Raw genomic sequence first — 20639 nt, 5'->3', positions numbered from 1 at the left:
TGCAATCACGACTGTCTCCTGATGAGTGGACCGTGCATCTGCCGGAGTGCTGGGGCACTTCGATTCGAGTGGCGTCTGCGTGATCCGAAGAGTAGGCGGAGGGGGCAGCGATGTCTGCCTTTGATTTCCATAGAATGGAAATAGGCGGCGTTGCGTCTGTCTTCGCGGCAGCAGATAACTTCAAGGGGAACACCGATGCCCACGGAGCCGAAGAGGACATCCACTGACAAGCCCGGCACCTCGCCGGCCAATCGTTCTCTGGAGCGCGGCGTTGAGATCCTTCGCGCCTTCCGACCCGGTTCGGATCTTCTGGGCAACGGCGAACTGGCTGACCGCACCGGCTTGTCGCGGGCAACCGTCAGCCGCTTGAGTCAAACACTCGTGGGCATGGGGATGCTGCAGCAGGAACCGCTGCGCAAGGGCTACCGACTGGCGCCGGCCGTGCTGAGCCTTGCGCATGCCATGCGATCCGGATCGACGATCCTGCAGATCGCCGCGCCGCTGATGCGGGCGCTTGCCGAGAGTCAGCGCATCAATGTCGGTCTGGCCGCACCGGATCGGGACGAGATGGTCTACCTGGAATCCATCCGCTACAGCCGCCGGGTCGCGTTTCGCAACGTCGTGTCTGGTCAGCGCGTGCCCATGGAGTTGACTTCGCTCGGACGTGTCTACCTGGCCACGACCTCGACGGCGCGGCGCAAGGCTTTGTACGAAGTCTTCAAGGCGCGGCGAGGAAAGCAATGGCCGCCGCTGTTGGCGGAGATCGAGCAGTCCATCATGAGCGTGCGCGACTCGGGTTTCTGCGCCGCCTCCTGGCAGCCGGAAGTGGTTGCCCTCGCCGCCCCCATCGCATTGGGGGAGACCTGCTATTCGTTGAATGTCAGCGTGTCGAGCGTTGAGCGCGTGGAAGCCGTAGTCGATGCGCTGAGGGCTCCTCTGCTCGAACTCCGAGAAGCGATCGTGAGTGCGATATCGCGTCGGGTCGACGAGTGAGACGCAGGAAGTGTCTGCCCTGGCACTCGAAGATCTGTCGCTGAGGGACCGCTATCGGGCATAGGACCCACCGTCCGCTCATGGCCGAGAGCTCCAGTTCGTGGCTGCTCCAGAGAGCCGCCTTTCGGGACTTTCGGGCTGGCCGTTCGGCTGGAAAAGCCGCCCGGCCGGCCCGCGGCACTCTCCGATCAGATCTCGGTCTGCTCAGAGATCTCCAGCGCGTCGTCGACCTCGATGCCGAGGTACCGCACCGTCGACTCGAGCTTGGAGTGGCCGAGCAGCAGTTGCACGGCCCGCAAGTTCTTGGTTCGCCGGTAGATCAATGTGGCCTTGGTGCGGCGCATCGAGTGCGTGCCGTACTCGGCGGGATCGAGGCCGAGCTCCTCAACCCAGCCACCAAGGATTCGAGCGTACTGCCTCGTTCCCAGATGTGGTGAGTCGTGGATGCGGCTCGGGAACACGAAGTCTTCGGCCTTCAGCCCGGCCTGCTTGATCCACTTCTGAACAGCATCGCGGGTTGCCGGCGTGATTTCGAACTGCACCGGTCGCTGAGTCTTGTGCTGCATCACCACGGCGCGTGTCGCCACCTGGTCACCGTGGCAGATATCCCGGACCTTGAGGCTGACGAGGTCGCAGCCGCGCAGCTTGCTGTCGATCCCGAGGTTGAAGAGGGCAAGCTCGCGCACCCGGCTTTCCATCTGGAGACGAACACGAAGAGCCCAGATGTCCTTGAGCTTGAACGGCGCTTTCTGACCGACGATCTTGCCCTTGTTCCACGGCTCGCGATGAACAGCGTTGACGTTGGATCCCATGATGGACTCCCATCAAGTTGAGGGTCGACAACGATGCTCCTTCGCGAGGTCTTACTCCTTGCCGCGGATCGACGTCGCGGCATGCCGGGCCGCGCGCCCGAGGTCAGCTTTCCGGCACGGTCGCCTACTCACGCTGTCGGCCATGAACAGTCGTTGGTGACTGACAGCTTCTCGGCATGCTGGAGGAGGACTGGCCGGTCCGCCATGGGCCGGGCTCCCTCGGCAACTGCAGCACCATCAGCAAGCCGTGATCGACAACGGCAGCGTGTTGGCAGTGTTGATGGACGCGGTGCGCTACTGTCAGCTGGGCCAGATCACCTGCGCCGTGTTCGAGTCGGGGGTCAGTTGCCGCGCAGCGGCTAATCTTCAACTAAGCGCCCATGGCGGATCGACGATCGCCCCATTGAATCCCCTTGCCGTGTGATTGGTGATGCGCAACATCCACCGCGATCTGATCGGGAGCAGTTGCTCCCACGCCTGCGGATCGGCAGGAAGTTCACGGGCCAAGATCAAACCAGACACCGAGTTAACACGCACGAAAACGCCGTACTGCGCGAAGCCGTTGATCGTGCACTCGATCACTTCGCCTATGCAAGGCAGTTCTGCTCGAGTCACTGCCCGACGCACATAGACACGATCGATGACTCGATTGGCGCTCGCCACAACCACGCGTACTGGATCTCGGACGCGCAGGCTGCTGCCCGGTCGGGCCAGCACCGCAAACATGCCTCCTGCAAGCTCCACCACGACTTGGCGCCCAACAGCCACAACGGTAGCGGTCACCTCTTGCCCGCTGTCGATCCAGCGGTTGACCTCCTGCCAGGCCGGACTTTCTTTGCGGCCGCGAATGCACAGAAGCAATTGCCTCAGCGCCGGTGGCGAGTCCCCAACCTCGACTGGATCCAGGATACGTTCTGCCTTGTGGAGCCAGCCTGCGTTTGGATGTGCTTCAACGATCAGTGCCAACTCAGCGGCCAAGTCAAGAAGCGCCTGATCCTCCGGCCAAGCGGTCAGCGCCTTAACCAGCAACAATGGCCAAGATCTATGGCTCCGATGGCCGGTACACCATGCTCGCACAGCATCATGGACGCCAGGTAGGGCCGTCATGCGAGCGTCGAGCATCGCCTCAAGCGCATGGCTGGCAGGTCCTGGCGCGAGCTCAGCAAGCTGAGGTAGCCAGCGGACGACAAGCGTATCTGCACGTCGTTGCTCGGCAACTTCAAGTTGCCCACGACTGAGCAGGACGGCCTTGAGGATAGGCAAAACTAAGTCTGCATTCGCGGCACCCTCGGCATTCATGAGCCCAACACTGAGCAGTCTCTGCTCGCCCCAGCCCTCGGGCAAGGTATGCGCCCGCGCCAGCAGCGCTTCCCAGACGTACGCCCACTGGTTCTTGTCTTCCCGCCCGCCCAGCCAGTCGCAGCCCTGCTTGACAAGGCTCAGTTCCGTCCAGCCCTCGGGCAAGGTCTGCGTCCGCGCCAGCAGCGCCTCCCAGACGTACGCCCACTGGTTCTTGTCTTCCCGCCCGCCCAGCCAGTCGCAGCCCAGCTTGACAAGGCTCAGTTCCGTCCAGCCCTCGGGCAAGGTCTGCGTCCGCGCCAGCAGCGCTTCCCAGACGTACGCCCACTGGTCCTTGTCTTCCCGCCCGCCCAGCCAGTCGCAGCCCTGCTTGACAAGGCTCAGTTCCGTCCAGCCCTCGGGCAAGGTCTGCGTCCGCGCCAGCAGCGCTTCCCAGACGTACCCCCACTGGTCCTTGTCTTCCCGCCCGCCCAGCCAGTCGCAGCCCAGCTTGACAAGGCTCAGTTCCGTCCAGCCCTCGGGCAAGGTCTGCGTCCGCGTCAGCAGCGCTTGCCAGACGTACCCCCACTGGTCCTTGTCTTCCCGCCCGTCCAGCCAGTCGCAGCCCAGCTCGACAAGGCTCAGTTCCGTCCAGCCCTCGGGCAAGGTCTGCGTCCGCGCCAGCAGCGCTTGCCAGACGTACCCCCACTGGTCCTTGTCTTCCCGCCCGCCCAGCCAGTCGCAGCCCAGCTTGACAAGGCTCAGTTCCGTCCAGCCCTCGGGCAAGGTCTGCGTCCGCGCCAGCAGCGCTTCCCAGACGTACGCCCACTGGTCCTTGTCTTCCCGCCCGCCCAGCCAGTCGCAGCCCTGCGCGATCAGGCCGGCCAGATCCTGCCCTTCCGGGGGGCCAAGTAGCGCCTCCTGCCAGATGTGGGGCCAGTGACCGCCGTCCTTGTGCGGCAGCGCAGTGGCCAGCAGATTCACTAGCAACGGCCGATCAGCATCGGAGGCGCCGCGCAGCGCCTTCCAGACGAAGTGCCAGTCGGCTCTATGACCTTGGGAACTGAGCCACTGGCGGGCGGCAATCGCCATGGACTCGCGACGTTCGCCCCGCGTGCCGCGCCATACCGCTTCCCAGACGTGGGACCAGGCCGCCTCGGGCGCACCCGCGCTGCCGGCCAACCGGGACTCCGCCCAATCGACCAGTGCCGTGTGGTCAGTGTGACAGGACCAGAGGCGGTTCCACCAAGTCGGCCACCAGCCCAGACCAGCGAACTGGGCCTCCGCCTGGTCGATGCCACGCAAGGCGTCGGCGATCAGTTTGTCGATCGGCCTGTCCAACCAAGGGAGGGCTGCCGGCCAGCAGGCGAGGCTGACGCGCATGCCGGCCTGCAGCCGGATATCGCCGCCAGCAGGGTGTGCACGCCAGGCCTGGACACAGCGCTCGGCCAGCCGTGGCTCCTCGACCGCTTGCATGCGCTGCGCGCGGGCGTGCCCCCCGTTGGCGGAGAAGGTCAACAACAGACGCTGGGCCAGTGCATCGTGCCCACCCGCAAGGGCTCGCTGGAAGGCATCGCCCAGGTCGTCGGCAAACAGGCGCGGTCGTGCCGGTTGCAGCAAATGCGGGTAGATCGCATCGCTCAAATGCGGGTGCGTCAGACGTAACCAGTCCTGCCCGGCCTCGGCCGCTTCCAACGCAAAGTCGCCGTCGCGGTTGATGTCCTCTAGGTGCGCCCGGTCTTCGCTGCTTAGCCAAGCGGCCGGCGCACGCAGGTACAGGCGGTTGACGGCCAGGCACAGCCGTATGCGCAGCGCGAAAGGGTCGCCATGGTGGCGCAAGCGGTCTGCAAAACGCTGCCCAAAGTGTCGCATGTCGCCGCTGGCGAGCTCGGTAGCCACCGAGACGATCAAGCCCTGCCCCTGGGCACCCTGCGACAAGGCCAGGCCGGCCCAGCGATCGGCCGCCACAGTCGGATCGCTGGTGCCTAGGTGCGGCGCTGCCCATACCACGAATCTCTCGGTTTCCGCGCGGTCTAGCAACGGCACCTCATGCGCATGAACTGAGAAGCCTTGGAAGCGACTCTGCTCCGCAAAGTCGTCTGAAAATTCGCTGGGCCCGCAGGTCAGCAGTACCGGCCAATCGCGTGCACCCTGTTCGTCGACCAGAATGCTGATGCGGCCGAGGTCGATCCTGTCCCGCGCATCCGGGTCGAAGATGTCGTCTACGGCCAGAAAGTCGGGCGTGGCCCAGCCTTCGCCGCGGGCAATCCGCGCCAGTGCGGGCTCTAACTCCTCCGGCTTGAGCCAAAGCACGCTGTGCCCCGCCTGCACCAGGGCGCTCGCGCAGTTGAGCAACACCACGCTCTTACCTGCCCCGGAGCGGCCGGCCAGCCAGTACACGCTCAGTTCGGCCGCGGACGACTGCACGGCCTGTTCGCGCAGCGCCAGGGCGCGGCGAGCGGCATCGTCGGCCAACACGGGCCGGGGCATGTACTGGCCGCGACGCCAGCGGTCCCAGGTGACGCGCTTGCCCACTTCCAGGTGCTGTGCAGCCTGTTCTGCTATGAGCACATCGGCGACATCGAGGTGGTGCCCGCAGTCGGCTGCCTGCACGCGGCCTTGCTGGTAACGCTCGGCCAGTACCTCCCAGCAGGCCGCGGCATCGCCCACATCGACCCGCCGATGCACGATGCGGTCCAAGGCAAAATGGAGGAATCCAAATGGGTCTGAATGGCAGTCCCACAACGCGGCAAGCGCCTGCCAACGGGGGTTGGGAAGTTGCTGGGGCAACTGAAGACGGCCTTCGAGCCGCAAGCGATTCACCAGTCCGACGTGCAGTGATGAGCCGGGCAATCGCGCCCAGTCGAGCTCGATACTTCGGTGCTGGCACACCACGCCGTAGGACGGTCTCACCGGCTGGGCCAGTGTGGCGTCTACCGCTTCGATGGCAGCCATTTCTTCTGCCGCACTGTCGAGTGCCGCGGCCGTCAGCGTGCGCTTGACCTGGAGCAGGACCAACGACCCGTTGTCATTGCGAATGGCCACATCCGACAAGGCTTCGACAAAAACCCGCCCGGCTTCGCCAAAATCATTCGATGCGACAAGACAGGTGACGGCCCGGTAGATTGCTACCTCCGCCTGATAGGCAAATCCGGCCATGGCATGGATGCCGCCAGACGCCCGGCGAGGCTGGGCCTGCGCATAGGCGTCGAGCAGAATAGCGACGGCGTCGGGCACTGGATCGACCATGTCAGCCAGGCAACTGCCCCGCCAACCGCAACGCCGCCTGCAGTATGTGTTTTCTGCGCGTCTGCCAGCGGTCGCCGCAAGCGCGCGAAGCCTCAGGCACACCCGGTTCGAGCCGCAGTTTCACCTGTTGCTTGCTGTGCTTAGTCCTCAAGCCAAGGGGCCGACCGGCGCGCGTAGGCTCGACACTCTCGGGCGATTGCGGCTTACCCGCCTGCCTTGCCTTGCCTTTGACGAGCCCTCGTTCCAAGCCGCAAACCAGAAACTTGATCGCTTCAGCCATCGAAGTGCTCCTTCTGCCGCTTCAAGGACGCCGGCGGCAGGTTCTCGCTACTGCCTCTGGTGTATTTCACCACCAGCATTATCGCGACCGACCCGGTCCGCTCGAACCAGACCAGCAGCCCAGTGCCACGCTTGCCCTTTGCAGTGCGACCAGCACATGTTGAGTTCGACCACATCGTTGGCACTCCAGAATGCCTACGCCGTAGGTCGAACGTCGGCGTCTCTCTCGCTTCAACGAGCAGGAGGAGCGGTCGCATTCCGCCAGGAAAGGCTCAACTGCCGGAAGCCGTGCAAATCACACCTTCATCACGCGGCGTGGACTCGACACTCATCCGGATCCGGCCGATGTCGGCGGAACGACTGCAGCGACAGGAATTGGGCAAACCGATCAGAGCGTCGAGCGGCTGCTTGGGGTCGACAGTCTCCGTTCGTATCCAGTGGAAGCTGTCACTCGCGGATAGCCTGCAGCCTGAGGGCAGCGTCATCGGCCAGAGTCAAATTGCTGGTCAGTTCCGAAGCGCAGCGGCTGGAGGTCCAAACAGAGGAATGCCAAGTTAAATGGCCGGCAGATGTCTGTCTCAATGGCTGCCATCTGCCGAAGTTCTCGCACTTGGCTATTGGTCGGATCCCACTCTCAGGGTCCGCTGGCACCCAATGCTGGCTTGACAAGGTGTCCAGATCTGGACGACGCTTGTGCGCATACGAACTACCGCTGACCGAGATTGCTGCACTCAGGTTCCACCGTTGGCGCCAAGCGATTGCCGCCAGCCGCCGTCCGCGAACCGGCCGACCTCAAGGCGGACACGTACCGTGCTGCCTGGCTGATTCTGGGCGGCGCAAAGCGATTCGGCCCCCAGCCCTGCAGTCCTCAAGAAGTCCACAACGCCATCCTAAAGGGCGTCCCCTTTGATTCTTTGCTGCACTTGATGCGCACGTTTCCGGCGCTGAGAGCTTCCGATGTTGGAGCCGTTTTGGGGATCAGCGCACGTACGCTCCAGCGCCAAGAGAACACCCCTCAGCGAAACATGCCGACCCAGTTGGCGAGTGCGACGTGGAGGTTTGCGGAAGTGCTGGCCTTGGCGGAGCACATCCTCGGCGGTGCGGAAGAGGCACAGCGTTGGATGATCCGTCCCGCTTTGGGTCTCGACGTGCAGCGCCCTATCGACATGCTTCGGACCGTTCCGGGCACGGAGGTCGTAGAGGAGTTCCTCATGCGGCTCGAGTACGGCGTCTACACGTAGCAAGGCCCTCCCAGCCATCGACTAGGCTCGTCCGGCGTCAAAACCCTCTGCGGGCATCAACCGGATCAAGGCCTTCGCTTCTTCCTGGGTCCCATGAAGCCACTGGTCCACATCTTCGAACTGGACGGGAACGACTGATCGCTTGTCTTGCATGTTGGGCGGGCGCTTCGGGTCGGGGCGGTGCATTCGATTGAACAGCGGGTGATGGTCGGCGTTGAGTGTGAGCATCGTGTAGCTCTCGACCACTTCTCCAGTTTCCTTGTCAGTCCAGGTGTTCCATAGGCCGGCGAGACCCCAGAGTTCTCCGTCCGCGCGCCGAAAGCGCCACCACACGTTCTTCCCGGTCTCCCAGCATGGCTCGAAGAAGGACTCGGCCGGCACGATGCACCGCTTGCCGTACTTCCACGGATCCTTGAACGTAGCCTTCTGCGCAAGCTCTTCGCTTCGTGCATTGCACGTGGAATACGTCAGCTTTGGCGTCTTGGCAAACCACGGCACAAGGCCAAACTGGCCCACCACCAGTTCCCGATCGGCCTCCGAAGAATCTCTCGCAGCCCGAATGAAGGCCCCTTGCTTTTGGGGGAACACTTCCGCTCCACGCCAGGGCGTGTGGCGTCCGATGTGCCAGGCACGTTCGATGGCGGCAGCCTCAGGGGAGACGTAGCGGGTGCACATGCGCGCACTGTATCTTCGTTGAGATGACTTGCCTGTCGGTGTGCTCAATCGGCAGACGCCTATTGCCATATTCGATCTTGGCGGTCTGCATACCGTCCAATAGCCGTGATCGAGCTTGGTTCGAGCGACAAGTGCAGAATGCCAGACATGCCCAACATTGCCTCCGTATTGAAGTCCGAGATTGCGCGCCTCGCACGCAAGGAATTGCGTACAGCGACCGACGGATTGAAGAAGACGCTTGCTGCCCATCGGACAGAACTCGTGGCGCTCAAGCGCCAAGTTCGCGATCTTGAGAAGTTGCTGAAGACAGTGTCGCGCGGGCGAACCCCCAGCGCGAAGGCGAAGACCGCCGAGAAGGGCAACGCTGAAGAGTCCGGAGGCCGCGTTCGATTCAGCGCAAAGGGCCTGGCCACAAACCGTCGCAGGCTTGGGCTCTCAGCTGCAGATTTCGGACTGCTAGTAGGTGCGTCAGGGCAGTCGATCTATCACTGGGAAGCTGGCAAGGCCCAGCCTCGGACCACGAGCCTGTCCGCAATCGTCGAACTTCGTGGCATCGGCAAGAAGGAAGCGGCAGCGCGACTTGCGGAACTCAAGAGCGCACGCTGAGCTCCGGTTGATCGATTGCGTCGATATCCGCGCGAGCGCTGCGCTCGCATTCACTGTGCCCAGCGCCGTGAGATTTCGCATGAATGTCCTTGCGGCGGACAGCATCAACGCTCACTAAAGCAACCCACTCACAGAACGCAGCGAGTACCATCCGCGGCGTTTGAAGGCGCACGACCGTGGCATCGACCAGTGGCATTGCGCTCGAGGACGTTCTCTCCTCAATTCATGGCAACTGCTTGAGGAGCGCCGGCCGGCTTTCGGTCGGCGTTTTTCTTTCTGCTGGAGCTTCTTTCTGTGCGCAGGAGATGGTCAGGCGCAGACAGCAGTCGATAGTGCATTGCTAACTGAGAGCGCTCTCCGGGTTCCATCCGTGACGTCCGCGGTCAAGCCGGTTCGCCAAAGCTTCGTATCAGCCAGGCCGGAAACGAGATCCGCGAACAACGCGCCAAGCAATGCTTCGGTGTCGGCGCGCCGCGGGTATCGTGTCGATATGAGCACGACCTACATCATTCCCGGTGCGGTTTTGACCGAGCGCGAGCACCTGGTTCCGCTGGTCCATGGCGAACCGCAGCGCGGGAGCATCACTGTATTCACCCGTGAGGTGGCAGCGCCCGACGGCCGCGACCGCCCTTACCTCGTGTTCCTGCAGGGTGGACCAGGCTTCGAGGCCACGCGGCCCACGAGCCCGCCGTCCGGGTGGCTGGCACGAGCGCTCGCCGATTTTCGTGTGCTGCTGCTGGACCAACGAGGCACGGGCCGCTCCACGCCGGTCGGACCTGTCCTGCCTGGTGCAACGCCGACGGAGCAGGCTGAATACCTCACTCACTTTCGCGCGGACTCCATCGTGCGCGACCTCGAATGGATCCGCGCGGAACTGGACGTCAAGCGCTGGAGCCTGCTGGGCCAGAGCTTTGGTGGCTTCACGTCGCTGACTTACCTGTCGGTGGCGCCCGAAAGCCTTCGAGAGGTGCTGATCACTGGGGGCCTGGCGCCGGTGACGAACCGGCCCGTCGACGAGGTCTACGCGGCCACGTGGGTGCGCGTACGCGAAGCCAACCAGCGCTACCACGCACGCTATCCAGGCGACTTGGCGCGTCTGCGCACGATCCTGCGCCGGCTCGACGACGAGGACGTTCGCCTGCCCAGCGGGGACCGTCTCACGGCGCGTCGCTTCCGTCAGGTCGGAATGTGGCTGGGTGACAGCGCCGGATTCGAACGGCTGCATCACTTGCTCGAGCTGCCCTTCGCATCGGCCGCGTTTCTCTGGGACGCGCAGGAGGCTTCGGCCTGGGAGCGCAATCCGATCTACGCGACGCTGCACGAGTCCTCGTATGCCGATGGCGGCGCCACGCGCTGGTCGGCGCAGCGCACGGCCCCTGACGACGCAGTGAGCGGCGAGCTACTCGGCGCCGAGCATGTCTTTCCCTGGATGTGGGATGACTACGCAGGACTGCACGCGCATCGCGAAGCAGCGCAACTGCTCGCACACCACCCCTGGCCGCGCCTGTACGACGACGATCGCCTGGCGCTCAACGAGGTGCCGGTGGCCGCGACGGTGTACGTCGACGACGCATATGTGGAGCGGTCATTCGCCGAGGACACCGCGCGTCGGGTTCGTGGGCTGCGCGCTTGGATCACCAACGAGTACGCCCACAACGGGCTGCGCGCCGATGGCGAGCGCATCGTGGGCCGTCTGCTCGACCTGGTGCGTAGCAGAGCTTGAGTTCCGCAGCTGTGAACTTACTAGTGAGGGAGGCTAAGCGCCTCCGCAGTAGATGCGCCCTAGGCGCTGACAGTGGGGAGGTGCCTCGATGGATCGACCGTTTTGAGCGGCAGCTGCCATTCGGGCCGTTCCTGTTGAAAGCCTGCTGCCAATCTCAAGCCGTCTCTTTGATCGCCGTGTTCGGCGCTGCATCGGTCGCGGTCCCCGAGTTGCTCGTATCAGATGAAGGCTCACTTGCAGTTCGCCGAACTTGAGTTCTGGTTACCGCTCAGCATCGCAAACTCAGTAGGTGCTGCCGGCCACCGTCCCACTTCTGCCCGCTGAAGTCCTCACATCAACGGGCGGCGGGTGTAGCTAGGCAAGACTTGCGTCTGGCGACGCTGGCTTCGGAGCGCCAGTGCGCAACGGATTGCGCCAGCGGGGCACGACGAGAGGTTAGCGTGACGAACTGCGCGAATAAGGGCGCCAATCCGAACTTCGCGCTTGGCGATGCAGATCGCGTGAGCCTGCCCAGGCTGCCGGCCTGCTCGGCTCGCCAATCGAGGCCGGCTACGACGGCCCGCTCAAGGCGGCAGTTCGCGGTCGCGCAGGGCGAAGTGCGTCACGGCCTTGTAGCGGGCCGGTTGGCCGCCATGCTCGCTGTCGTGATGCGGTTGCCCCCTCGGGTCCAGGGCGAAGGTCCGCTTCTCGAAGGAGGTAATGAAGCTCGCCAGCCCCCGCCACGCGGAGTGAGGCAGTGAAGCCAGGCCGATGCTGCAGGCATCGAGCGACGACGATTCCGCCGCAGTTACACCGGCCGAAAGTGCTGACCCTGCCGGGACACTGTCGCCCTGAGACGGTTGAGCCCAAACCACGGTGTAGTCGTACCTGCCGGAGCGGCCGTAGATCCTTCGCACCAGGCCAGACTGTTCCGCCCAGGTCGCGAAAGTCTGATACCAGTCGTTGGAAGGCGTGGCGGCCGGCTCAAGCGCATTGCCGATCTGCTGTTGCGCCAGCGCCGAGGCCGTGACCTGGTCTGGGACGTGAAAGTTGGACTGCACGTCGGCCGATCCGTAGGTCACGTTCAGCGCGCGGTTGCTCGATTCCCACAAATCATCCGAGTGCCGATGCCAGGTGATCAGAATCGCGTCTTCCCAGGCGCTGGACAGCAGCAGCGAATAGCCGCTCAGCCACGGCTTGGCCAGACGCAAGTCTTCGTCCAGCAGCGCCCTGAGTTCGCTCCACTGCCATCGGTATCGGTACCTAATCAACGATACGCGGGCGTAGTGCGTAGCCGCGAACTGCTCTATCGCCTCGTCCAGCGGCTTGCCGCCGACGCTCAACACGAGCCTGGGTTTGACCAGCAGCCTGGAGACCTCCGCATGGACGTGCGCATCGCGCTCGACGGGCGTCGACCCTTTCACGTAGGTCAGGTACTGGTACTCACCGACCAGCGACAGCAGCGACGTGGACACAGCGGTGGGGTCTGGATCGGCGTCGATGCCGGACTTGCACAGGGTGCTGTGCCACTTCGCCGACTCAACGACCTGATTCTTGAGTCGCTCTCCGACCTTCAGATACGGAGATGTCCCATCAGTTATTGCCGCGTACTCCCCTGGGCGCACCACGCCGAAGGTCAGCGTGCCTGCCTGTGCTGCCGTTGCAATCGGTCCGTTCCGATTGCTAGCCATGATCTGGTCTGCGATGGAATTGAGCTCGGCAAGTATTTCTGTCTCGAGCTTGATGTTCACCGAACTCGGCCGGGTCCAGTTCGTGAGTTCCTTCTTCCTCAGCAAGTCGGAACAGTAGCGATTGTCGGTGGGCAGCCGTCCGGCCAGCGCTCGCAAGCGCTGCGAGATGGGCGTGTCGTCGAACGGCTGGAACGTTCCAGCGTCCTCGCCCGGGCGCCGATCGCAGATGTCGGCCAGCGCCTCCATCAGAGAGCGGCGCAGTGTGCTGAACTCGAGCGCGATGCGAAATGCTAGGGCCCCGTCTCCGCGCGTCCAGTTGGCGAAGCTGTCAGTCCATCGCCCGGACTGCTCGGCCTGCCCAGACAGTTGCACGGCGATGTCGCGTGCGATTCGCATGCGGACGTCCAGCGCCACCTCTTCCAGGCGGAACGTGGCGGGCATCTTGAACTCGTCCGATGGAACGGCTCCGACGGTGGTCTGCCGTTGCTCAGCCACGCTGCGGTTGATCCATTCCGCCGTGTTGGGTGAGTTCAGGACGTAGGTCGAGTTGATCCTCGAACATTCCGCCAGAACTTGGATGTGCTCGTTCAGGTGGGCCCAGATCGTCGATTGCACCCACTCGTTCAATTCGATCCTGTGGTCCCACAGCTGTTCATGCCCCTCGGAGGTGCCGTAGGCATCGAACGCGTGATGGCCGCTGTCGATCCACGCCGTCTGAAGTTCTTCCAACGCAGCGATGAGCTGCAGGTCCTCCTTCTGAGCGTTGTCGCCCTTGAGCGACTTGAGCACTGCGCAGGCGATGGCCAGCCGTGCCTCCCAGAAGGTGGACATGGAAAGCTCGGGGTACTTGGCTTCGTACTTGCGGTAGGGCACCTTTCCGAGCTGATCAAGGGGATAGATCGTGTCTTCCTCGATCCGATAGTGGCTGAACTCCTGCTCGCCGGACTGCCCGACCAACTGCAACGCCAGCGCGAGAAGGTAGGCGCGGCCACCCAGCGCCACGGAGATCGCGTCCGACCACACCTCCTCGGTGAAGTGATCCCAGAAGTTCTCGTACGTCATCCCCGGGTCGGTCACCGTGAACTGCGCGTGCCGCAAGGACATCACAGCTATCAGCCGGCTCCCGAAGAAGGAGTCGGGCACGTCCATGAAGCTGTCATTGGACGGGAAGTTCAGGTGTGCGCATTCGTGATAGAGGAGCGGGAAAAGCAGTGGCTGCTCGAGGTAGAAATAGGCGCTGCGGATGATCCCGAATCGCTTGGACCGGGTGACGCCTGCCCTGGCCATGTGCACGTCGAAACTGCTGGCGTAGCTGGTGGGCTGATGAGACCAGGTGTGCGTAATGGCATCCGGGAAGATTGACTCCGGCGGGACAGATCGCGCTGTGTCGCGTTGCGAGCCTGACCTATGCGGTCCATTCGAGCGCGGCCACAGTCGCCGGACCAGCTCGCCGGACTCCCAGTTGACGTGGCGGCTGTACTCGGAGAGAAACTCGCCGTAGGCTGCGGAGTTCCATCGCCTCAGCAGGATCGGTTGCGGGAGCGTGCCGGCCTGGTTCTCCAGCATCTGGATGAGCTTCTCGTGCGCGTGCTCGAGCATCCGCGTGTAGTGCTCGAACACGGGTTGCAGGAAATACGCGCGCTGGCTCAGATACCAGTACAGGCGCTGCGAGCTTCCGATGTCCGAACCCACCTCGCCGCACACCAGGAGCTCGTAGGAGCTGCGGTGCGTGGTCTGGTTGTGATGCAACCCGATGATCTGCGCTCCCAGCGCGTTCCAAAGGCTCAGGAAGGCGCGATCGCGCACGGGGATGTCATAGTAGCGGGGGTCGGACTTGGGGTCGCACGCTACCGGACGCTCGAAGCCTTGCGGCAGATCGTCCGAGCGTGTCAGTGCGATGACTTCGTTGACCAGCGTGGACTTGCCGATGAGGCCTTGAATGGTCTCCTGCAGATGTGCGCACTCCTCGATCAGGGTGTTGAAGCGCGAATTCGCGTCCGAGAACAGCACCCACAGGAGTGCCTCCAGATGTGTGGCGGATGCTCCTCTCATGACATTCATGGTCAACCGATCAGCTGAAGGAGGGTCAGGAAGATCACGAGCAGCACTGCCAGGACGATTTGCTGGAGCTGCGCGTAGCTCATGCCGAAGGTGCGCATCGGCAACTCATACGTGTCCGTGGGCACTTCCACCCACTGGTGGGGGTCGGCATCCTCGATCCTCTTGAGGATGGGGCTGCCGCGAAACGGAAAGGTCCGGGTGTGCTTCTCCCAGCGGCGCAGGTGCAGCGAGACCAGACGGTGCAGCATGATTCCCACCGTGACCCAGCCAATCGCGGCCGCGGCCAGATACTGCTTGAGCTCCTTGGGCACCTCGCTGAGCAGACCAAGGTGCTGCGCGATCGAGGGCAACACGGACAGCAGGATGAGGAAGAGGTAGAAGCGAAGCAGCGAGCGGTGCTGTTTCGCGGTGAAGCTCGATGCGACGCCGAACTCCGGCTCGGCGGTGTTCTGCGGCAGCATGTAGGTCAGGCAGCAGCGCACGAGTGACCAGTAGTCGCGCCATGGCACCTGCTGCATCCGCTTGCCCCGAACCGGTTCGCACAGTTCCCAGGACGTGGACTCGTATGTCTTCGGCGTCCCTGCGCGGCGTTCCAGGAAACCGAAGAACTTCTGGCGCGCGTCATGCCCAAGTGCTCTGACGGCAAACACGTGCGTGTTGCGTCTGCGCAGTAGCGAGGGCGGGATTGGGGGCAGGGGTTCGTGCGGTCGCAACAGCACGATGTGGATCGTGCATAGCGCAGTGCGCCGTAGCAGCCGGAATGACAGCAGCCAGGCCAGTCCGCAAAGGCACAACCACACCAAGCCCTGCGAATGTGCCTTCAGGGCCTGCAGGAGCAATGTCGCTGCACTCTCGAGCAGGTGCGGCGTACCCATAACCTCGCGCGCGAAGACATCGGCGGCTATCGCCAGCACGGGCAGCAGTGCCGCCAACCATGGCGCGAGGATGCGAAGGGTGCTCCGTTTCGATCTGGAGACCGGGCTGGTCTGGATCCGACCGGTGCTTGCGCGGGCGTTGCGAGTGCGCTCGCTGGAAAGCCAGGCGCCGAAGACTTCGCCCAGTCCGGCGAAGTGGATGGTCAGCCGGATGGTGGAGGCTGGCGTGTTCGGCGGAAGGTCAACCAGTTCCGCACTTCGCGGCAGACCAAAGTTCTCCTCTGCCTTCAGTTTGGCGATAAGCATCCGCCTGCCTCACCTGCTCCCATGTTTGGGCGCAGCATACACCGCCTGTTACACGACTAGTGACCGAGGCTCGTCACCTGGTGCGAGCAAAGAGAGCCCCATCGTCGTCTGCGGCTAGAAACGAAAAGGCCGCACTCACTTCGAGTGCGGCCCTGTGCAGCAGGCGATGCCAGTCGTGGGTGTCCGCCAGTGCGTCCTTCCGCTTATTCAGCCCGCGTAGCCGACGCGAACCCGCTTCGGGTGGCTGACCGACTGCACCTGCGTGGCGTACAGCCGTGACGGCTGATTGATTGGCAGGCGGGGGAAGGTTTCGATGGAGGACAGCCGCTTGTCGTAGCGCGCCATCATCGAATCGATATCGCTGAGGCGACGTTCGGCGCGCGCCACCGCATCGGCTAGCGTCTCCAACTTGCGGCCGTAGTCCGACCGCAGCGCCTCGACGCTGGCCTCTAGGCTCTCCATGCGTCCGCCGAACTCCGCGAACTGCTGAGCCATCGATGCATGCACACCTGCCGACACCGACTCGGTGATCTCCCGCACCAGGGCTCGCAGATCATCCGCCGACACGGCAGAGGAGCCCGCGAATTCAGACCGTTCCATATTCGTTCTCTCCTCACGGAGCAGCCCTCGGCTACCCTCTTCACCGTTTGTCAACGGTGTTGGCGCCGGAGTATCTTGCTCCTAACCGAAGATTATGTAAGCGTTTACCCTTGGATTTCAACCTGGGCCACCCGAATCGGCGGGCAAACGCGACGCGCAAGCAACACTCTCGCTGACCTGTAGCTTCGACATTGCAGTCGCGACCTTGAGACCTTGATGCCTCGGCTTGCAGGACTCTGCACTGTTCGAGGCCCCTTTGGGCTCCCTCGATCGTGTGGTTCCTACGGGCTCCCCAGAAGGCGTCACTCTTGGATGGGCAGTGCACGGCTGCACCGGTGATGCGTCGCGAGCAACCCCCGGGAACCGGCCGCCGCGGTGGCGCAGGTCTATGTCGGTGAGCATCGTTGGTCGACGGGGTTTGTGAGTCAACTTGTTGATTATAAAAGAGTTTCTCATCTCTTGGCCTAGGAGATGATGCGACTGGCGGAGCTCGCGCTCATGGGGCCATAGGCCCAGCTTCCGCCAAATGGGTCATGAGGCGGGCATGACCGTCTTCCCGTGGATGCCCCAGGAGGTGGTGGGAACAAAGGGCTGAACCCAACCAGTGTTGCAGCCACCGGGAACGACCAGGCCTCGCAAATCGAGACCTCAACTTCGCGCCGAGTGCCCGCGATTCGCGACTTGCGAGAGCGCCTTGAGGTATGCCGCCTTCGGCAGATCTCGGAGGCTGGCCGCCCGATGCACGCGCCAATACTCGAGAGGCTGCCCCCTGCGGCTCAATTCGGCTACCGCGCCCCTCGCGCGCCTGAGGCGAAAGTTGAAGTCGCTTTCCGCCAGTTCACGAACCAAGTTCATAGTCTGTGGGAAGCGTTCCCGGCGCGCAGGATGGGGTGCTCCGGAGCCCAGGCAGTTCATCCAGAACGTAGCGGTTCGGCGCCGGTCCAGCGAAACCTCAGGTGCCGACTGCGCCAAAAGCGCAAGTCTGCGGACGAGCATGGAGTCACGGAGATTCCAATCGACGACTGGCGAGCGTGACGGCCTTGGTGCCGGCCTGTGCGAGCGAACAAAGGTCGGGTCGTGTCGATAGAGCCAAGCATACGCCGCCGGTGCAAGCGCTCGAGCAAGCTTCGACCCGCGTCCTGCCGAGCGTCGGACCGCGTCTTCCCATGCGTCTCGATGCATGTGCAGATCACTCTCGAACGTTGCGTGTGCTCTCGTGGCCGCAGCTTGCGGATGGGATTCCAGCAGCCGATACAGCGAGGACAGCGAAACCTGGTTGAACTCGGCGATCTCGGGCAGGGAGAGGCCTTGGGCCATCCGGTCGAGCAAGCTGGCTGCGAGTGTCGAGTTGATCTTCTGTGGCCGTTGCGCGACCGGGATGCCCGCTGCGAGTCTGGCGCACGCAACCTTGTCGATCGAGACGGCGAGAAGGCGTGCGGCCTCCCGGCAGGACACTGAAGCGTCGAGTAGCACTCCATGCTGGCTGGGTGCATCGACTTCGCGTTGTCTCGGCGCGGGCAGTGTCGATGTAAGTCGCGAAGCACCCGGCGAAGCGATTGGCGAGGTTGGCCGCTCGGCCTCTTGCGATGCGACGACATGGATGCTCGAGGAAGCACGCGACTGATCTTGCACGGCCTGTGCAAAGCTCTCGACGCTATCGAACAGGTAGCCGATGGCCAGGATGTGGCAGATGGGATGAGCGGTTCGATCAGGTCTTGCGATCAAGCTCCGAACCCACGCAGATGGGTTGCTTGAGGGCTGCAAGAGCCGTTCTTTGCAACTCAGGAACGAGAATTCCCGGTAGTAGGCGCGGATCCCTTGAGCCAAGGATCGATGGTCGACGCGGCCATTGCGGATCCCGTGTCCTTGCAGCCTGGCCGCGGCGCCGTAGGCGCGGCCACGCGCCGACGGATCCTGTGGTGCGAGTCCGGCCGTCAACAGCGCCAAAGAAATGCGGGCGAACCAGTGCTCCTGGCGCGCGCTCAGGCTGTCCATGGACTGGCTCTGGTCGAAGGCGTTGCGTGAGCGCTTCTTGGGGGCCGCCTCGGGATTCCTGCACAGCCAGGCAAACAGATTTGATGCCTCGCTGGAAGCCGGCAATTCCTGCAGACGTGATCCGTGAATGGCGCAGCGAGTGACGGCCGCAAGATGGTGGGAGCGCCGCAGATATGGGAAACCAATACGCTGGAGGTCCTCCTTGGCACACAGCGGGCACAAGCGAGGACGCGTCGATGCCCCAAAGCGATTAGCCACTAACCCCAGAAGAGTCTTGAGTCCGGATCCACTGCCGCTGGCCATGATCGCGCGTGCGCGGGCGTCAGTTGCGCAGGAAATGAACGGCCGGAAGTAGGGGTAGACGGTGGCGCGCAAGATCCAGTCGTCCGAGTCGAGGCCGGGCGACCAGGGGCCGAGGTACCCGCACAAGGCCCCCAGCTTCAGCGCGAACTCGTTCAGCCTCGGCAGGAAGCGGCCCGACAGGCCGTAGACGGACCTGAGCACTGCGTGTTCGGAATCCAGCACATTGGACGCCGCGCACCTGGCCAGCCAGCTCGAGAACAACTCATCGGGCTCCAGCGCAGGAGAAGAAAGCAGCGGCGGCGAGTTTGGCCAGGGCATGCCCAAACCCTACTCGCCGCATGAACGACCGAAAGTAGGGTGATCGACATGTGTCGATTCATCCAGCGCTGTATGCAACTGGCTGAAAGTTGCGCTTCAGAGCTTTGGGAGCCGGCTGGCTGGATCGCACCCAGACTCCTGCCTTTCTCCCTTGGCCAACCCTTGGAGTCCTCGGTGTCCTCGGTGCCGCCCGACCCTGGGGCGGCCCGCCGCGAGAGCCGCCCGATGTGATTGCCGCGCTTGCCTGGGCTAGTTGAGCTCGCGGGGTTCCTCCGTCTTGAGATTTCCGCTTGGCCTGGTCTGCCTGCTTCGTGCGGCCGGCTCGGGTGCTTCTTCTTCTGGGATATCGTCGAACTCGTCATCAACCGGTTCGTTGATTGGCGGGGTCGCTACCCCGAGTTGGGACCTCAAGGCGCGGAATCGTTCGCTGAAGACCAGGTCATCGAACTGGCGAAGCTTCGACGGATTGCCGCTGTTCAGCGCCTCGATCGCGGGCTGCAGGAAGGCCATTTCCTTCTCGGCCACACGAAAGAAGGCTGCCTCGTCGATGCACTCCGTCGTGCCGATAGCGTGTCGCTGTGCAAGCCCGAAAGCCGTGGCCGCAAAGGCTGAATTGCCCGCGCTGACGCGATGCCACGCCTTGAGGATTTCCTTGGACAGCCGCGGCTTGCGCTTGGTGTACGTATAGTCCCAGTAGGTCTCGCAGAACAGCTTCCATTGGGGGTCGCCAAGCGTCATTGGACGCAGGACCGTCTGTCCCGCCGAGGCCATCTTTCGGCCATTGCGGATGCTTCCTTCGATGACCGGCTGCACTGCCGGTGTGGCGATGGTCAGCACGCTGGTGCCGGCATGCTCGATGAGGTCGCTGATCAGGTTTAGCACGTACTCGGCGTTCTTTCCCATGGCGTACCGCAGGTTCTGAAGCTCGTCGATCACCAGCAATCCAAGCGAAAGCGCGCTGGCAACCTTGGTCATCTGCAGTGCCATCGGCGCAATGGACCGCAGTGCCAGCGCCTCCTTCCTGAACTCCGTCCCGAGCAAGCGATCGACCACATCGAAGAACTGCAGGCACAAGCCTCGCAGAGTCCCGTCGTGGGGAACTCGCAGCGACAGGTGCGGAACCTGAACGCACCTCAGTGCCTTGCCACAGTAGCTCTGGTGAACAATGAGCTGCTGATACCGCAGCAGGAATGCCTTCGCCAGCGTGGTCTTTCCCATCCCGCTGATCGCGATGAGCAGGTGACCCGAACCCGAGGTACGCCAATCGGAGGGGAAGGGCATCTGGCTCCTTCCCTGGGTCGCAAGGGCATGCCGTCGCCGTCGGTCGCTGGGCGAGTCGGGATGGCGGGCGACATACGAATCGCGCAGCATGTTCGCCATCGCAACGGCAGTCTGCTCGTACTCCGCGAAAGGAACCACGATATCGTTGATCTGGTTCATCTCCATCAGGCGAATCATCTCGCCCGACTTGCGGGTGGCGGCGGTGGGCATTTCCGGGTAGTGCGCCAGCGCTTCAAGGAAGTCCAGCTTGCGGTCCTCGAGTTGCGGCAAGGCTTCGATGAATGGATTGCCTTTGAACCGGCTGACTCCAGTGGCCTGGTAGTTCGCCGCAGTGAACTCGTCTGGCTCGATTTCGATCATGTTTCGCCCGGCAA

13 protein-coding genes are annotated in these 20639 nt (G+C 63.3%); 4 read left to right on the top strand and 9 right to left on the bottom strand.

Going from position 1 to position 20639, the window contains the following annotated elements; all coding sequences use genetic code 11:
• The first annotated feature begins 195 nt into the window (after positions 1 to 195).
• A complete protein-coding gene (locus tag HZ992_RS19000; protein WP_209383383.1) occupies positions 196 to 993 on the top strand; it encodes an IclR family transcriptional regulator in 798 nt (265 codons plus the stop codon).
• Positions 994 to 1181: 188 nt separating this feature from the next.
• Here HZ992_RS19000 and HZ992_RS18995 read toward each other — a convergent pair whose 3' ends face one another.
• The 3 genes from HZ992_RS18995 to HZ992_RS18985 all read right to left on the bottom strand — a co-directional run bounded on the left by HZ992_RS18995 (position 1182) and on the right by HZ992_RS18985 (position 6612).
• Positions 1182 to 1805 carry a tyrosine-type recombinase/integrase gene (locus HZ992_RS18995; RefSeq protein WP_209383382.1) on the bottom strand — a complete coding sequence of 208 codons (624 nt, stop codon included), beginning with the start codon at positions 1803 to 1805 and terminating at the stop codon, positions 1182 to 1184.
• A 366-nt stretch (positions 1806 to 2171) separates the two neighbouring features.
• Positions 2172 to 6320: a hypothetical protein gene (locus HZ992_RS18990; RefSeq protein ID WP_209383381.1), complete on the bottom strand. Its 4149-nt coding sequence runs from the start codon at positions 6318 to 6320 to the stop codon at positions 2172 to 2174.
• A gap of 13 nt (positions 6321 to 6333) precedes the next feature.
• Complete coding sequence (locus tag HZ992_RS18985; RefSeq protein WP_209383380.1) at positions 6334 to 6612, bottom strand: BrnA antitoxin family protein; 279 nt, start codon at positions 6610 to 6612, stop codon at positions 6334 to 6336.
• A 721-nt stretch (positions 6613 to 7333) separates the two neighbouring features.
• Between HZ992_RS18985 and HZ992_RS26180 the strand changes: the two genes are divergently transcribed.
• Positions 7334 to 7852 (top strand): Xre family toxin-antitoxin system antitoxin, encoded by a 519-nt coding sequence (locus HZ992_RS26180; protein ID WP_209383379.1) that lies wholly within the window; start codon positions 7334 to 7336, stop codon positions 7850 to 7852.
• A gap of 21 nt (positions 7853 to 7873) precedes the next feature.
• Here HZ992_RS26180 and HZ992_RS18975 read toward each other — a convergent pair whose 3' ends face one another.
• The gene (locus tag HZ992_RS18975; protein WP_209383378.1) at positions 7874 to 8527 is read right to left on the bottom strand and encodes an SOS response-associated peptidase; all 654 of its coding nucleotides are present in this window, start codon (positions 8525 to 8527) and stop codon (positions 7874 to 7876) included.
• A gap of 147 nt (positions 8528 to 8674) precedes the next feature.
• On the opposite strand from HZ992_RS18975, the gene HZ992_RS18970 reads away from it, so the two are divergent.
• Both HZ992_RS18970 and HZ992_RS18965 read left to right on the top strand, forming a co-directional pair.
• Positions 8675 to 9133, top strand: a complete 459-nt coding sequence (locus HZ992_RS18970) for a helix-turn-helix domain-containing protein (protein ID WP_209383377.1) — start codon at positions 8675 to 8677, stop codon at positions 9131 to 9133.
• 490 nt (positions 9134 to 9623) lie between these two features.
• The gene (locus HZ992_RS18965) at positions 9624 to 10856 is read left to right on the top strand and encodes an alpha/beta fold hydrolase (RefSeq protein WP_209383376.1); all 1233 of its coding nucleotides are present in this window, start codon (positions 9624 to 9626) and stop codon (positions 10854 to 10856) included.
• Between the two features lie 563 nt (positions 10857 to 11419).
• Here HZ992_RS18965 and HZ992_RS18960 read toward each other — a convergent pair.
• The 5 genes from HZ992_RS18960 to HZ992_RS18940 all read right to left on the bottom strand — a co-directional run bounded on the left by HZ992_RS18960 (position 11420) and on the right by HZ992_RS18940 (position 20625).
• Complete coding sequence (locus tag HZ992_RS18960; protein WP_209383375.1) at positions 11420 to 14587, bottom strand: hypothetical protein; 3168 nt, start codon at positions 14585 to 14587, stop codon at positions 11420 to 11422.
• A gap of 2 nt (positions 14588 to 14589) precedes the next feature.
• Entirely contained in the window at positions 14590 to 15768 is a 1179-nt protein-coding gene (locus HZ992_RS18955; RefSeq protein WP_209383374.1) for a hypothetical protein, read from the bottom strand.
• Between the two features lie 207 nt (positions 15769 to 15975).
• Complete coding sequence (locus HZ992_RS18950; protein WP_209383373.1) at positions 15976 to 16368, bottom strand: hypothetical protein; 393 nt, start codon at positions 16366 to 16368, stop codon at positions 15976 to 15978.
• Positions 16369 to 17016: 648 nt separating this feature from the next.
• Positions 17017 to 18984, bottom strand: a complete 1968-nt coding sequence (locus tag HZ992_RS18945) for a TnsD family Tn7-like transposition protein (RefSeq protein ID WP_209383372.1) — start codon at positions 18982 to 18984, stop codon at positions 17017 to 17019.
• A gap of 249 nt (positions 18985 to 19233) precedes the next feature.
• A complete protein-coding gene (locus HZ992_RS18940) occupies positions 19234 to 20625 on the bottom strand; it encodes an ATP-binding protein (protein WP_209383371.1) in 1392 nt (463 codons plus the stop codon).
• Positions 20626 to 20639 lie beyond the last annotated feature (14 nt).

This window comes from Rhizobacter sp. AJA081-3 (genome assembly GCF_017795745.1).
Lineage (GTDB): Bacteria > Pseudomonadota > Gammaproteobacteria > Burkholderiales > Burkholderiaceae_C > Piscinibacter.
Note: the sequence above shows the minus strand (reverse complement) of the source record. Positions and strands in the feature narration are given on the sequence as shown.